Annotated in this window: 14 protein-coding genes; 8 read left to right on the top strand and 6 right to left on the bottom strand. The window is 40.8% G+C overall.

The features are described 5' to 3' along the window. The first annotated feature begins 9 nt into the window (after positions 1-9). The gene (cyoE, locus tag PX700_RS11095) at positions 10-894 is read left to right on the top strand and encodes a heme o synthase (protein WP_415638581.1); all 885 of its coding nucleotides are present in this window, start codon (positions 10-12) and stop codon (positions 892-894) included. Positions 895-993: 99 nt separating this feature from the next. Here the strand turns inward: cyoE and PX700_RS11090 are convergent, their stop codons facing one another. The 5 genes from PX700_RS11090 to ettA all read right to left on the bottom strand — a co-directional run bounded on the left by PX700_RS11090 (position 994) and on the right by ettA (position 5438). Beyond that, positions 994-1656, bottom strand: a complete 663-nt coding sequence (locus PX700_RS11090; RefSeq protein ID WP_415638580.1) for a hypothetical protein — start codon at positions 1654-1656, stop codon at positions 994-996. Between the two features lie 82 nt (positions 1657-1738). Continuing rightward, complete coding sequence (locus PX700_RS11085) at positions 1739-2236, bottom strand: TlpA family protein disulfide reductase (protein WP_479520744.1); 498 nt, start codon at positions 2234-2236, stop codon at positions 1739-1741. A 62-nt stretch (positions 2237-2298) separates the two neighbouring features. After that, the gene (locus PX700_RS11080) at positions 2299-3207 is read right to left on the bottom strand and encodes a histone deacetylase family protein (protein WP_479520743.1); all 909 of its coding nucleotides are present in this window, start codon (positions 3205-3207) and stop codon (positions 2299-2301) included. A gap of 56 nt (positions 3208-3263) precedes the next feature. Further along, positions 3264-3629, bottom strand: a complete 366-nt coding sequence (locus PX700_RS11075) for a PilZ domain-containing protein (protein WP_479520742.1) — start codon at positions 3627-3629, stop codon at positions 3264-3266. Positions 3630-3764: 135 nt separating this feature from the next. Beyond that, positions 3765-5438 (bottom strand): energy-dependent translational throttle protein EttA, encoded by a 1674-nt coding sequence (gene ettA, locus PX700_RS11070; RefSeq protein ID WP_197239951.1) that lies wholly within the window; start codon positions 5436-5438, stop codon positions 3765-3767. A gap of 222 nt (positions 5439-5660) precedes the next feature. On the opposite strand from ettA, the gene PX700_RS11065 reads away from it, so the two are divergent. Genes PX700_RS11065 through metH form a run of 3 tightly spaced genes read left to right on the top strand, consistent with a single transcriptional unit; the run spans position 5661 to position 10308 of the window. Next, positions 5661-6608 carry a homoserine O-succinyltransferase gene (locus PX700_RS11065; RefSeq protein WP_479520741.1) on the top strand — a complete coding sequence of 316 codons (948 nt, stop codon included), beginning with the start codon at positions 5661-5663 and terminating at the stop codon, positions 6606-6608. Next, positions 6598-7668 carry a homocysteine S-methyltransferase family protein gene (locus tag PX700_RS11060; RefSeq protein ID WP_479520740.1) on the top strand — a complete coding sequence of 357 codons (1071 nt, stop codon included), beginning with the start codon at positions 6598-6600 and terminating at the stop codon, positions 7666-7668. Before PX700_RS11065 ends, PX700_RS11060 begins: the two co-directional genes overlap by 11 nt. 9 nt (positions 7669-7677) lie before the next feature. Then, entirely contained in the window at positions 7678-10308 is a 2631-nt protein-coding gene (gene metH, locus PX700_RS11055; protein ID WP_479520739.1) for a methionine synthase, read from the top strand. A gap of 93 nt (positions 10309-10401) precedes the next feature. On the opposite strand, the gene PX700_RS11050 is transcribed toward metH, so the two are convergent. Continuing rightward, positions 10402-10950 carry a hypothetical protein gene (locus PX700_RS11050; RefSeq protein WP_479520738.1) on the bottom strand — a complete coding sequence of 183 codons (549 nt, stop codon included), beginning with the start codon at positions 10948-10950 and terminating at the stop codon, positions 10402-10404. 778 nt (positions 10951-11728) lie between these two features. On the opposite strand from PX700_RS11050, the gene PX700_RS11045 reads away from it, so the two are divergent. From PX700_RS11045 to PX700_RS11030, 4 genes are all read left to right on the top strand, one after another. Then, complete coding sequence (locus PX700_RS11045) at positions 11729-12109, top strand: hypothetical protein (RefSeq protein WP_479520737.1); 381 nt, start codon at positions 11729-11731, stop codon at positions 12107-12109. Between the two features lie 146 nt (positions 12110-12255). Continuing rightward, positions 12256-13011 carry a hypothetical protein gene (locus PX700_RS11040; protein WP_479520736.1) on the top strand — a complete coding sequence of 252 codons (756 nt, stop codon included), beginning with the start codon at positions 12256-12258 and terminating at the stop codon, positions 13009-13011. 188 nt (positions 13012-13199) lie between these two features. Then, positions 13200-13697: a (2Fe-2S)-binding protein gene (locus tag PX700_RS11035; RefSeq protein WP_415638570.1), complete on the top strand. Its 498-nt coding sequence runs from the start codon at positions 13200-13202 to the stop codon at positions 13695-13697. Next, positions 13694-15958, top strand: a complete 2265-nt coding sequence (locus PX700_RS11030) for a xanthine dehydrogenase family protein molybdopterin-binding subunit (RefSeq protein WP_479520735.1) — start codon at positions 13694-13696, stop codon at positions 15956-15958. Before PX700_RS11035 ends, PX700_RS11030 begins: the two co-directional genes overlap by 4 nt. The last annotated feature ends 3 nt before the right edge of the window (positions 15959-15961 follow it).

The raw sequence follows: 15961 nt of genomic DNA, 5'->3' as shown, positions 1-15961 counted from the left end.
GAGTTGAAGATGTTTCGTCGTTATTTATCAGTGACAAAGCCGGGTATTATTATGGGCAATTTGATCAGCGTAGCGGGCGGGTTTTTACTTGCCTCGCGCGGTGATATAGACCCATGGTTAATGATTGCCACATTAATTGGTTTGTCGTTAGTGGTTGCATCAGGTTGTGCTATCAACAATGTTATAGATAGAGACATAGATGTAGCCATGGCACGTACTCGAACGCGAGTAACAGTAACAGGCGAAATGTCGGCCTTTGCTGCACTTAGCCACGGTATTTTATTGGGCGTTATTGGCTTTGGTTTACTTATTGCCTTTACCACCCAAGCCGCGGTATTTTTTGCAGCCTTTGGCTACGTAATTTATGTAGGGGTTTATAGTCTCTACATGAAGCGTAACTCAGTATATGGCACTTTTGTAGGTAGCCTTTCGGGCGCAGTACCACCAGTAGTCGGTTACTGCGCCGTAACAGGCCAGTTCGATATGGGCGCGTTAATACTACTGGTTATGTTTAGCTTGTGGCAAATGCCGCACTCTTACGCCATCGCTATTTTCCGCTTTAAAGATTACCAAGCTGCAGGTATTCCAGTATTACCTGTGGCGCAGGGTATCGACAAAGCAAAACGCCATATCGTACTTTATATTGCTGTATACGCTTTAGTTGTAATGCTGCTGCCAATTAGTGGATACACCGGCGCTGCTTTTATGGCAGTTGCCTGTATCACCAGTTTTTGGTGGTTATTAATGGCACTAAGAGGGTATCGTCGAAATATTGATGTAACCAGTTGGGCACGTAAAGTGTTCGCGTTTTCTATCATTAATATTACAGCGTTAAGTATTGCTATGGCTGTTGACTATCATAGCGTTGCTCCACAGCTATTAACACTTACCTAATTTAAAAGCTTTAACATTCCAAAGTTAATCCAAAGGCTCGAAAGAGCCTTTTTTTATGCCTGAATAGTAAAATGATTTAGCATTCGTATACTCGCTATTTTACTTTTTAAAATCATCAGCATTGTAATAAAGTGGTTTAAGCGTACCGCAGTTAATAAACTTATAAGTAAGCTCGTTTTCAGCCGGTACACGTTTTGATGTACGAAGTTTTTGCATACACGCATTAACTAAATCGACAAAAATAAGATGGTTATAGCTCGGCGCTTGTTGAATTCTATGAATATAAATACGCTCAGTACCGCTTAGTGTAATCATGTCGTAGTCTTGCCATTGTGATGACTCAGTTAAATCTTTTAGCTTTCTAGAGTAGAGTTTTTCACTCATTATTATTTCTCTATTTGAGTAAATTAAACTGCCACCTTGCCTATAATCACCCTCGTATACATCTGCGATAATAGTTATCTCGGCCCCATCCACTAAGTTTTGAATATCAAATGGATGGGGTTTCATAGTTATAAGTTCAGCATTACGTATCAGCTCTAAAAAAGCGACATCAGGGTTTTCTATTTTATACACTACTTGTACATCGTGTGGTGCTTTATACGTTGGTAAATTAATAGCAAAAATACTAGAACCCTGATTTAGCAAAGCCATTGGGTGCTCAGCATTGTATGAGGGGTCTACCGGTGGAAGTTCTGCTTTTTCTTCAGCTGCGGCAAAGCCACTTAAAGTGATGAGTAATAGAGTAAGTAGTAGGCGCATTATAATCTCAATTAATTTATGAGCTTAAATTGTAGTATAAAGTTTATATTACTTATATTTTTAAACTAAATTTAGACCTATATTATTGTTCAGATATGGAGTGTAATAATGTTCGCGCATTTAAATGTAGGTTTGCGTCCTCTGGGTTTGACGTATTAGTCAGCCAAATTACATTACCTTCTTTATTTACAAACAATGTAGTAGGTGTGCCTCGTATACCTAATTGCTCTGCTATTGCATCAGCTTTTACGGCAGTTTTAAAAGTATAACCTCTGCTTGAAAGCGCTTTCGCAGGAGTGGCATCGTCATCTTCTTTAAAGCTAACGGCAATGACCTTTACACCCATGTCGTTTATTTTTTGAAGTGCTGGCTGTAGCTTTTTACAGTATGGGCACCACGTTGCCCAAAAATGTAAAATGTAAGGTTGGCCTAATAAATCTTGAGTACTGAGAGCAGAATCATCGGCCATTTGTAGATTTAATGCAGGTAATTTAGGGTATGTTGCTTCAGCGTCTAGCTCTTGCGCGCTAGCTATAAAGCTTAATAAAGTGAATGTGATGGCAATAAAGAGTTGTTTCATAGTGTTTTCGTTTTTATTGTATGTATTAAATAAGAACGAGTATTTAACATTTTTATTTCATATTAAAAACGAGCGGCTTGCTCAATAACAATAGCATGGCGTTTAGCAAGGCGAAGGTGATCTTTATCGTAGCCACCACCTATTACTGTGGCAACGGGTGTGTTGTGTTCAAGGCAGCGTTTTAGTACTAAATGATCGCGCTTAACTATGCCATCCCAGCTAATATCGAGTTTACCTAAACCATCATCTTGCCAAATATCAACGCCTGCATCGTAAAGCACTAAATCGGGATTTAACTCTTTGAGCAAAAATTGCAGTGTGTCGTCAACTATGCCTAAATACTCATCGTCTTTCATGTTATCGGCTAAGCCAATATCTAAATCGCTAGCTGATTTTCTAAAAGGGAAGTTTTTTTCACAATGTATAGAGCAAGTATAAGCATATGCCTGATGCTCTAACATGGCCGCAGTGCCATCACCTTGGTGCACGTCTAAATCAAAAATAAGTACGTTAGTTACCTCACCCGATTCAATTAAAGTTTGCGTAGTAAAGGCTAAATCGTTAACCATGCAGTAGCCTGAGCCAAAATCGGTATGTGCATGGTGTGTACCACCAGCAAGGTGACACGCTATACCATGTTTAAGTGCTAAACGAGCTGTTTGAAGCGTCCCTTGAGGAGCTGTAAAAGTACGTGCCATAAGCTCTTTTGACCAAGGCAAACCAATACGGCGCATCGCTTTTTCATCTAGGCGATTATTCCACAAGTCGTGTATGTAATTTTCGCAGTGTATTAGCTCAAGCGGCTCTGGCGTACCGAGTATTGGCTCTACCAGATTACTGCCGATTAAACCAAGCTCGGCAACATGCTGATATAAATGTGCAAACTTACTCATTGCAAAACGATGCTTTGGATCAAAACTAAACGAGTAGTTAGGGTGATACACCAAAGGTAAATGTGGATTTAAAGTCATGTTTTCACAAGTTAAAAAGTTTGCCCTATGGTAATCAACTAATTCAAATGAGTCTATTATTGTGTCTCGTGAATTAACATAGCGAGCTCGCGATGCAATAGTTCGTCATCAGCTAAGTTTAGCTCTATTAAACGCTTTAAATAGGTAATGCTGTCTATATCAATATGGTGGCATTTTAAGCCAATATGATTCGCTTTTATATGGCACACCACAACCTCCATTTTTATTTCTATTTCGCTTTGAGGCAGGGTAAAGCACAGAACGGCTTGGCTATTTTTGTTGCCAATAAAGGCATCACAATTAGTAATTAACGCGCCATGTAATGATACATCAAGTAATTTACAGGGGTATTCATGGTTATCAAAATCTAGTTGGGCAGTAGTTGAAAATAACACGCGAGAAAATTGACGACGGTTTTGCATAATTTAACTTTTTTGTTTTTAATTAATTTAGCATAGCGGGTAATTGACTACATGCTAACAATATATGTGCAGACAATGCTGGTGGCATAAAAAAGCCCCGCATAAATGCAGGGCTCAAATTAGCATTAATAAATATTAGCCAATTTTTTTGTACTTAATACGTTTAGGTTGAGCTGCAGCTGCACCTAGTGTCTTTTTAAGCCACTCTTCGTATTCAGTGTAGTTACCATCAAAAAAGTTAATTTGACCTTCGTCGCGGTAATCTAAAATGTGTGTAGCAATACGGTCAAGGAACCAACGGTCATGCGAGATACACATTACACAACCAGGGAACTCTAAAATAGCGTTCTCTAGTGCACGTAGTGTTTCAACGTCCAAGTCATTGGTTGGCTCATCCAGTAGTAACACGTTGCCGCCAGCTTTTAATAACTTAGCAAGGTGTAAGCGGTTACGCTCACCACCTGATAGGTCTTTAACAAACTTTTGCTGATCGTTACCTTTAAAGTTAAAGCGACTAACGTATGCACGGCTTGGGAACTCAAAGTTACCAATTTTTAGAACGTCTTGTCCGTCTGATATTTCTTGGAAAACAGTTTTGCTTTCGTCCATACCATCACGGAACTGATCAACGGTCGCAAGGTGAACAGTTTCACCAACACTAATGCTACCGCTGTCTTGCTTTTGCTCACCACTGATCATTTTAAATAGTGTTGATTTACCTGCGCCATTCGCACCAATAATGCCTACAATGGCACCTTTTGGCATGCTAAAGCTTAAATCGTCAATTAAAACGCGATCGCCAAAACTCTTACGAAGATTAGTTACTTCAAGTACTTGATCCCCTAAGCGCGGGCCAGGTGGAATAAACATCTCGTTAGTTTCGTTACGTTTTTGGTAATCAGACTGCTGCATTTCAGTAAACTGAGCCATACGTGCTTTTGACTTAGCTTGACGACCTTTAGGGTTTGAACGAACCCATTCAAGCTCTTGCGCAATTGATTTTTGACGTGCTTTTTCAGATTTTTGTTCTTGCTGGAGGCGCGCATCTTTTTGTTCAAGCCAAGAAGAATAGTTACCTTCCCATGGAATACCTTCACCACGGTCAAGCTCTAATATCCAACCAGCTACATTATCAAGGAAGTAACGGTCATGCGTTACCGCCACAACAGTGCCTTCGTAATCGTGTAAGAAGCGCTCTAACCATGCAACCGACTCAGCATCCAAGTGGTTAGTTGGTTCATCAAGAATAAGCATGTCTGGTTTTTCAAGTAATAATCGACAAATAGCAACACGACGACGTTCACCACCTGAAAGGTGCTCAATTTTAGCATCCCATTCTGGCAGGCGAAGTGCATCAGCTGCGCGCTCTAAAACGTTGTCGATGTTATGACCATCGTGCGCCTGAATAACTGCTTCAAGTTCGCCTTGCTCTTTTGCAAGTGCGTCAAAGTCAGCGCCTTCCATTGCGTACTCGTTGTACACTTCGTCTAAGCGGCTAAGTGCATGTTTAACTTCGCCAACGGCTTCTTCAACAATTTCACGCACTGTTTTACTTTCGTCCAGTACTGGTTCTTGTGGTAAATAACCAATTTTAGTACCAGGCTGAGGATGTGCATCACCTTCAAAATCTTGGTCAACACCGGCCATAATACGTAGTAAAGTAGATTTACCAGAACCGTTTAAACCAAGTACACCAATTTTTGCGCCAGGGAAAAAGTGCAACGAAATATCTTTTAAGATAGTGCGCTTAGGTGGCACAACCTTAGATACTCGACTCATCGAGAATATAAATTTATCAGGTAAAACCATGAAAGGAGCCTTCAAATAATAATAAAAATTTCAATGTTGTATTGTAGTGGCTCTCAGGTGAAACAGTCAACGAATGGCGTATTTTAAAGCACTAAAGCATGCTTGTAAGCAAAGTATAAAATCATGAATAAATTTCATTTAGACATCTATACATCTAGAGGTTGATATTTTTTACTTTCAGTTCATAATTAACTTTCGGTTTTTATGAGCAGGAGTAAAAATATGCCAATTACAGTAAAAGACGAGTTACCCGCTATTGCACGCTTACGTAAAGAAAACGTATTTGTGATGCCAAAAACTCGTGCAAAAACGCAAGAAATACGTCCAATGCGTTTGGCTATTTTAAACTTAATGCCTAATAAAGTAGAAACCGAAGTACAGTTTATTCGTTTGCTTGCCAACTCGCCTTTACAAGTAAACGTAGAACTACTGCGCCTCGATACTCATCGCAGTAGCAGTAATTCAGAAGAGCACCTTGATACCTTTTATCGTTACTTTTCTGAAGTCAAAGACAACAATTACGACGCGTTAATTGTAACTGGTGCGCCACTTGCCCATTTAGAATACGACGATGTAGCGTATTGGGATGAGCTAAAAGTTATTATTGATTGGGCTGAGCAACATGTTACCTCTACGTTATTTTCGTGCTGGGCTGCGCATGCAGCGTTATATCACCGTTATAATTTAAAGCGTGATTTAAAAGACGATAAGCTGTGCGGTGTATTTACTCACCAATGTTACTTTGAGCACGGCGCGCTGACTCGCGGGTTCGACGACACCTTTTTAGTACCGCACTCACGCTACGGCCACATTGATATAAATAAAATAAACGCCTGTGATGAGCTAGTTGTACTGGCGGGCTCCAAGCAAGTAGGGGCTTACTTACTTAAAAATAAATCGGGTAGCCAAGTATTTATAACTGGCCACCCTGAGTACGACGCAGATAGCTTAAAAGCTGAGTACGAACGCGATTGTAAAAGAAGCCCTGATGCACCAAAACCCGAAAATTACTTCCCGGACGACGACGCAACCAAACAACCTTCAAAAACGTGGCAAAGCCATGCTTTTTTACTTTTTTCGAATTGGTTAAATTACTACGTGTACCAAACCACACCGTATGATATTAATTTAGTTAGCCAAGATGTGAGGACTAACAACTATGCCGAATAACGCTTTAAATAATAAACACGCCGAAATAAGTGCTGCGCTAAAAGAGCGTATTTTAATTTTAGATGGCGCAATGGGCACCATGATCCAAGATCATAAGCTAGAGGAAGAAGACTATCGCGGTGAGCGTTTTAAAGACTGGCATGTACTTATTAAAGGCAATAACGATTTATTAAGCCTCACTAAGCCTGAGCTAATTGCAGATATTCATCGTGGATTTTTATCAGCGGGCGCTGATATTATTGAAACTAACACGTTTAACTCGACCACCATTTCGATGGACGACTACGACATGGCAAACCTAAGCCGTGAAATAAACGTAGAGTCGGCTAAATTAGCGCGCGCAATGTGCGACGAATTTACAACTAAAACGCCACAAAAGCCACGTTATGTAGCCGGTGTTTTAGGGCCAACTTCTAAAACCTGTTCAATCTCGCCAGATGTAAACGATCCGGGTTATCGCAATGTTACCTTTGATAAATTAGTTACTGCGTACGTTGAGTCAACGCTTGCATTAATGGAAGGCGGCGCCGATTTAATACTAATCGAAACTATATTCGATACCCTTAATGCAAAAGCAGCGTCGTTTGCAGTAGAAGAAGCCTTTGAGCAAGCAGGGCGTAAATTACCTGTAATGATTTCAGGCACTATTACCGATGCCTCTGGGCGTACGCTTTCGGGGCAAACAACCGAAGCATTTTATAACTCTATTCGCCACATTAAGCCTATATCAATCGGCCTAAATTGCGCGCTTGGTCCTGATTTATTGCGCCAATATGTGCAAGAGCTATCGCGTGTATGCGAAACATTTACCTCAGTACATCCTAATGCGGGCTTGCCTAATGAGTTTGGCGAATACGACTTAGAAGCGCCTGAAATGGCAGCCGAAATTATCGATTGGGGTAAATCGGGCTTTATTAATATAGTAGGCGGTTGCTGCGGTACAACGCCTGCGCATATTCGCGCGTTTGCAAAAGGGCTTGAAGGTGTTAAACCTCGTCCTTTACCTGAGCTTGAAGTACGTATGCGTTTATCAGGCCTTGAAGCCTGTAACTTAAATTAAGGAGCCAGCATGACCCAACAAATAGCAGTATTTACTAATGTCGGCGAACGTACCAATGTAACGGGTTCTGCCATGTTTAAACGCCTAATCATGGAAGAAGACTTTGAAGCCGCGCTAACAGTGGCACGCGAACAAGTAGAAAATGGCGCACAGGTTATTGATATAAACATGGACGAAGCCATGTTGGACTCAAAAGCCGCCATGGTTAAGTTTTTAAACTTAATAGCCTCAGAGCCTGATATTTCTAAAGTGCCCATTATGGTCGATTCCTCAAAGTGGGAAGTAATAGAAGCAGGCTTAAAGTGTATTCAAGGCAAGGCCATTGTTAACTCAATATCGCTAAAAGAGGGCGAAGAGCCATTTATTCGCCAAGCTAAAATAATAAAACGTTTTGGTGCAGCCGCCGTGGTAATGGCGTTTGATACGGACGGGCAAGCAGATACCGCTGACCGTAAGTTCGCAATATGTGCGCGCAGTTATAAAATATTGGTAGAAGACATTGGCTTTGCGCCAGAAGATATTATTTTCGACCCTAATATATTTGCCGTAGCTACCGGTATTGAAGAGCACGACAACTACGCCGTAGAATTTATTGAAGGCACGCGCCGTATTAAGCAAAATTTACCGCACTGCAAAGTGTCGGGCGGGGTGTCAAACGTATCGTTTTCGTTTAGAGGTAATAACCCCGTACGTGAGGCCATTCACTCGGTGTTTTTATACCACGCTATTCAAGCGGGTATGGATATGGGTATTGTAAACGCAGGCCAACTTGCCGTTTACGACGACATACCAGGTGAGTTACGTAAAGCCGTTACAGACGTAATTCTTAATACCGATCCCGGCGCAGGCGAGCGTTTAGTTGAGCTTGCACCAAAGTATTCGGGCATGGCGCAAGCCGAGCGAGTAGAAGATTTAGAATGGCGTACATGGCCGGTTGCAAAACGCCTTGAGCACGCGCTAGTAAAAGGTATTACTACATTCATAGATGAAGATACCGAAGAATGCCGCGCAGCCGCTGCTAAACCAATCCACGTAATTGAAGGGCCGTTAATGGACGGCATGAACGTGGTAGGCGACTTATTTGGCGCAGGTAAAATGTTTTTACCACAAGTGGTTAAATCGGCGCGTGTAATGAAGCGCGCAGTTGCCTACCTAGACCCCTACATTGAGCTTGAAAAAGAAGAAGGCTCAACTAACGGTAAAATAGTGATGGCGACCGTAAAAGGTGATGTGCACGACATAGGTAAAAATATTGTAGGCGTGGTACTACAATGTAATAACTACGAAGTAATCGACTTAGGCGTAATGGTGCCTGCCGATAAAATACTGCAAACCGCCATCGACGAAAAAGCCGATATTATTGGGTTATCGGGCTTAATTACCCCATCGCTTGACGAAATGGTACACGTAGCAAAAGAAATGAAACGCCGTGGCTTTGAACTCCCATTAATGATTGGCGGGGCAACTACCTCTAAAGCGCACACAGCCGTTAAAATTGAGCCACAGTACGACAAAGGCGTAGTATACGTAAGTAATGCCAGCCGTGCCGTAGGTGTGGTTTCAAATTTATTATCAAAAGAGTTTAAACCTGACTTTTTAGCTAAAACGCAAGCTGAATATGTAAAAGTACGCGAGCAGCAAGCGCGTAAAAAACCACGTTCTAAGCCTGTTACAATCCAGCGTGCCCGCGATAACGCAGCACAACTCGATTGGGATAACTACACGCCACCAGTGCCTAAAAAGCTTGGCGTGATCGAGTTTAAAAACGTATCAATTGCCACTTTGCGTAAATACATAGATTGGACGCCATACTTTATGACGTGGTCAATTGCCGGTAAATACCCGCGCATAATGACCGATGAAGTCGTAGGCGAGCAAGCGCAAAGCTTATTTAAAGACGCTAACGACATGTTAGACGACCTTGAAAAAGCCGGCAGTTTGCAACCACTTGGCGTAATAGGTTTGTTCCCTGCAAACCGCGTTGGGGATGACATAGAAATATACACAGACGAAACACGCAAAACGCTGTTAACTACTTCATGCCATTTACGTCAGCAAACCGAAAAAACCGACTTTGCTAACTACTGCCTAGCCGATTACATAGCGCCCAAAGGCACACCAGACTATTTTGGCGCGTTTGCAGTAACGGGCGGCCTAGAAGAAGACGACTTAGCAAATGCGTTTGACGCACAGCAAGACGACTACAACAAAATAATGATTAAAGCGGTCGCCGACAGACTCGCAGAAGCGTTTGCAGAATACCTACACGAAAAAGTACGTAAAGAGTATTGGGGTTTTGCACCAGACGAAAACCTAGCAAACGATGAGCTAATACGCGAAAACTACCAAGGTATTCGCCCAGCGCCAGGTTACCCAGCGTGCCCAGAGCACACCGAGAAAAAGAAAATTTGGCAGTTGCTCGATACCGAAAAACGCATTGGTATGCAGTTAACCAGCTCATACGCCATGTGGCCAGGTGCTGCTGTTTCGGGTTGGTACTTCTCACACCCCGAAGCTAAATACTACGCAGTAGCAGCGGTACAAAAAGATCAGGTCGAAGACTACGCTAAACGAACCAATATGACGCTTGAAGAAGCTGAAAGGTGGTTATCACCTAACTTGGGGTATGATCCGGAGTAATAGCGAAGCGGTCAAAGGTTGAAGCGGTCAGCTATCAGTAAAACAAAAACGAGCCAAGTTAGGCTCGTTTTTTAAATTACACATAAAAAATCTTTAAGGATTATTAGCGAGTAGCTCATCTACTTTTTTTATAACATCTTCTGGTGTTGGCTCAGTCGTTTGTTGTTTTAACCAATCTGTTATTTCTTCGCTGACTCTATAACCTTTTTCAATGCAGTAGTGTTGAGAGGTAACCCAAATATCTGCCCCCCTAGAAGTGCTATACGAATTACAAACCGTATAGCCTTCACTTTTAATTTTACTTTCAATAAAGTAGGTATAAGTAGGAACTGAAATCAATAGCAAAATCAGAGTAACCCCACAGACCTTATACCATTTAATTAAAAGCTCAGGCTCTATTTCAATATTTCTTACTTTTAATAATATTAGTCGAGTGAGCATTGCAAATGCTGGCATATATAAAATTAAGCACGCACTAAAACTTTTCTCATTAAAAATCAGCGGGTGCTTATTTAACGCCTCAAAGACAAATGCCAGTTCATTATAGGATGTAATAGGTAAAGCTATGGTGATGATAAAGAATAAAACAAAGAAAAAAATACCCTTTATATTTTCACTTACCATTATTTTTTCAGATTCCATTAAATTCCCTTTAATCATCATTTAAGTAAGGCATACAAATAAATTACGGTTAAACTTTATACGGTTTTCGTCATGTGCATTATAAGCAATTCTTAGACTAGCTATAATTTTTTAGTTATCCTATTGGTATAAATTAAACACATAGCTGTTCCTTTAACAAGAGCGCCTACAAGAATAAATAAACTAGACTCCACTTTAAATCTTTCACTGTGAAAAACGAAATAGCAGGCTTTGTTTAGGCTAAAAAAGTAAGGTGTCTTATGTTAATTTTAAAAAAGCGTAAAGCAGGTTTAGTTTATATAAAAATATTATAATCGTATCAATTTTTAAGAGCAGAAAAACTAAATGCAAGGATCGCGGACTATTAAAACTCATGAAATTAGCTTGTTAAAAAGAACTCTAAATTTAGTTTTACTATTTACCCATATAATTTTTTTATTTGCAGTAGCTGCCATAGCATTCGATCGTGAGAGTTTTGAGGCGATAAGTAACGCAAGATATGGCAATAGCGCTCCCTTAATGCAATCTAAATTAGCAGATATATTTGTATCCTCTTGGTTTGCTTATTTGTGCTTAGCTTTGATCCCCATAACTTTAATGAAAGAGCGCTCTATGAAAAGCTATAACGTTCGAATTTATTCAAATGTACTAGCTTCGTTTATATGCGGATTAATAATCTATATATTCATTAATAAACTGTATAGTTTATAAGGTTTATTTAATGTGACTTTTAGCTTCTTTAATCGGAAATTTATAACTTAAAAGGAAAAAATATCTAATGAAAAATATTTTTTGTGGGTATTATGATGAGGAAACGGAGCAGGATGTTCCATTACAACCAAACATTAGTGAAGCTATAACCTTTTTCAAAAGTTTTATTTGGGAGAATGAGAATTCAGAATCCGCCATGAAAATTTTATTTTTTCAAGCTTTAGGGGATAATGAGGCTTCATTACAAATAAGTTGCCTAGAAAAAAGTTTATGGTGCATTTCTACCAATGTTTCCATCCGAAGGCGCTTTCTAGGACCTTTCTTTAAGCGTTACACCTTTAAAATCTTTATAGATAAAAATGAAGATGAAACAGAAAATATAATACGTCTGTTTTATGATAGCTCGCCTCACGAATTTGCTGCCTTTTTAAAAAACAGTAAAGGCTAAGCTTTAAGTGGGGTTAAATTGTTAACGCATTGATTTTAAATAATAATTACTTCTTCTTTTAGGTTGTTAGATATACTTTGCCTAAAACCCTAATGCATTTAATCTCTTTATAAATCTATTCTTTTACTTTAGATAAAGGACTATTAATGAAGTATCTAAACTACTTATTACTTTGCCTATCTCTACTTTTTACATCGAACACATTTGCGCTTGAACAGAAGTATCACGACAGTGTTTTACCTGTTATTACTGCCTTTGCAGATCACGATAAACCTACAATTGCTGCACTTATTAGCTACCCGCTAAAACGACAGTACCCCATACCTGACATTAAAAATGAAGCTGAGTTTATTAACCGCTTTGATGAAGTGTTTGACGATGAACTAGCCAAAGTTATTGCAAGTTCAAACATTGACACCGATTGGGATAAAGTTGGTTGGCGCGGCATTATGCTAAATAACGGCGTTATGTGGATAGATACTGACGGTAAAATTATTGCTGTAAATACCCAAAATACTAAAGAGCAGGCACTTGCTAAAAGCTTAATCGAACAAGGTAAGCAATCCTTGCACGCAAGTATCAATAATTTTGAAAAACCAGTACTCGATTGGAAAACAGCTAACTACCATATTCGTGTTGATGATTTAGGGGGTCATAATTATCGGTATGCATCGTGGGGTATTAATAAAAAACCAAGCGATAAGCCTGATATGGTTTTACTAAATGGCGATATTACATTTGAGGGTAGCGGCGGGAATCATCACTATACCTTTAAAAATGGTCGCTATAGTTATGTGCTACAAGTAACCATTATTGGCTGCGATACATCACCACCAGGTCGGCTTGAAGTTTATAAAGACGATGAGCGGTTGTTAAACGAGCCTGTGGTAAGTGCTAATTAATGTATATTTTTAGTGTATTAAACAATGTGGATCTGTTTTTAACAATTAAGCGTTCTAATAATTAGTATTTTTATAAAATAGATCTAAGTGGTAGGCTAAAAGTAGTAAGTATAAAATAGTAAGTAATTAAAAATAGTTCTCGCGCAACAAGGAACCGTCCTTTAAAGCGCTTTGCCAAGGAGTTTAGTATGATCACGCTTACCATTAATGGTAATAAACATGAGTTTTCTGGCGATCCGTCAACGCCAGTATTATGGTATCTCCGAGACGAATTGAATTTAACCGGGCCTAAGTTTGGCTGTGGTATGGCTCAGTGCGGTGCATGTACAGTGCATATTGATGGGGTAGCTCAACGCTCGTGTGTATTACCGGTAGCGGCAGTAGCTGGGCTTTCAATTACAACAATTGAAGGGCTAAGCGAGCAGGGCGACCATCCCGTGCAACAAGCATGGATAGAGCATAAAGTACCGCAGTGTGGTTTTTGCCAGTGCGGCCAAATGATGCAAGCTGCAAGCTTATTAGCTGCAAATCCAAACCCAACCGACGATGAAATAGTAAGCAATATGTCGGGCAATATTTGTCGTTGTGGTACTTATCCGCGTATTCATAAAGCGATTAAATCGGCTGCTAAAACTATTGCGGGCGTGCAGTATTTTGACCCAAATGAACAAGGGGAAGAAGTATGAGCGAAACAAATAATACATACTTTGATTTAACCCGCCGTAAGTTTTTAAAAACCAGTGCAATAGGTGCGTTGGTACTCGGTACTTATTTTGTAGGCAGTGCGCCAAGAGCATTTGCAGGGGTGTTAGAGCAACCGTCTGAGCAAGCAAAGCGCGCAAACTTATTTATTGCACTGCGCCCAGACGGCATGGTTGAAATAACCTGCCATCGCTCTGAAATGGGTCAGCAAATTCGCACCGCTATTGCACAAATTGTTGCCGATGAAATGGAAGCCGCGTGGGATAAGGTTATTGTTATTCAGGGTAAGGGCGACCCTAAATACGGCGATCAAAATACCGATGGCTCGCGCAGTATTCGCTACAACATGCAGCGCCTGCGTGAAATGGGCGCAAGTGTGCGTTACATGATGCAGCACGCTGCCGCTAAGTATTGGAAAGTTGACCCACAAACCTGTACAGCTAATCAACACGTTGTTACCCACAGCTCAGGTAAATCGCTTACTTATAAAGATTTAATCGACTTAGCGCTTACAATAACGCCACCAGAAGCTGACAAATTAACACTCAAAACACGTAAAGAATGGCGTTATATTAATACCGGTATGGCGCACATAGATTTAGCCGATTTAGTAACAGGCAAAGCAATATTTGCAGCCGATGTACGCGAACCACAAGCGCTGGTGGCTATAATTGAACGCCCGCCGGTAGTAGGCGGTGTTGTTAAGTCGTTTGATGCCAGTGCTACAAAAGCGATAAACGGCGTTATAGATGTTATTGAAATACCTGCACCAAAAGGCGCACCGCAGTTTCAGCCAAAAGGTGGCATTGCGATTATAGCTAAAAACACATGGGCTGCATGGCAAGGGCGTAAAGCATTAAAAGTCGTGTGGGATGATGGCAAAAATGATGATTACAATTCAGAAGAATTTAAAAAGTCATTATTAAAAACAGTACAAACTCCACAGGCAAACATACGTGATAAAGGCGATGCCATGGGCGTATTGGCTAAATCGAGCAATAAACTGGTAGCTGATTACTACGCGCCGCACCTTGCTCAAGCACCCATGGAGCCGCCTTGTGCCACAGCTATGTACAACAAAGACAGTGTTGATATATGGGCTGCTACGCAAAATCCACAAGCCGATATGAAAACAGTGGCTGCAATGCTTGGCATGGATGAGAGCAAAATTAATGTTCACGTTACCATGCTAGGGGGCGGTTTTGGGCGTAAGTCAAAACCTGACTTCTCAGCAGAAGCGGCTTACCTTTCAATGAAAGTAGGCAAACCTATTCGTGTTCAATGGACGCGTGAAGACGACATACAACATGGTTTTTACCATGCGGTTTCGGCTCAGCACATTGAAGCATCGCTAGATAAAAATGGCGCTATAGAATCGTATTTACACCGCACCGCGTTTTCACCAATTACCTCTACCTTTTCAGAAGGGGCGACTACGCCAGGAAGCTTTGAACTGCGCTTAGGGTTTACCGATAACCCAATTAACACACCTAACATGAAGTTAGAAAACGGTGATGCGCCCGCCAAAGCACGCATTGGTTGGATGCGCTCTGTATCAAATATTTTTCATGCCTTTGCTATTCAGTCATTTATTGGCGAAGCAGCACATAAAGCCGGTCGTGACCAAAAAGACTATTTATTAGAAACTATAGGTCCAAGCCGAATCCTTGATGTAACTGAGCAAAATGCCACATACGATAATTATGGCGGCGATAAAGCGGTTTATCCTTTAGATATTGGCAGGCTGCGCCATGTTATTGAAAAAGTAGCTGACATGAGTAAATGGGGTCGAGAGCTTCCTAAAGGTCGCGGGTTAGGCATTGCAGCACACAGAAGCTTTTTAACGTATGTGGCTACAGTAGTTGAAGTAGAAGTGTCGGATGCTGGCGATTTAAAAGTAATTAAATCGTGGGTTGCCATTGACGCGGGTACAGTTGTAAATACAGACACCGTTAAAAACCAAACCCAAGGTGGCTCTATTTACGGTATTACCACTGCAATTAGTGACGGTATTACCTTTGATAAAGGCCGCGTGCAGCAAAGTAACTTTCATGATTATCGCGTACCACGTATGAGCGACTCACCTTTAGAGGTAGAAGTAGAAATTGTACAAAGTGATGCACCACCAGCAGGGGTAGGTGAGCCGTCTACACCGGTATATGCGCCAGCATTATGTAATGCTATTTTTGCAGCGTGCGGAAAGCGTATTAGGCAGTTACCGATTGGTAACCAATTAAAAGCGTAAATA

Source organism: Pseudoalteromonas sp. TP27 (assembly GCF_056470645.1).
This window is presented reverse-complemented; position numbering and strand designations above follow the sequence as displayed.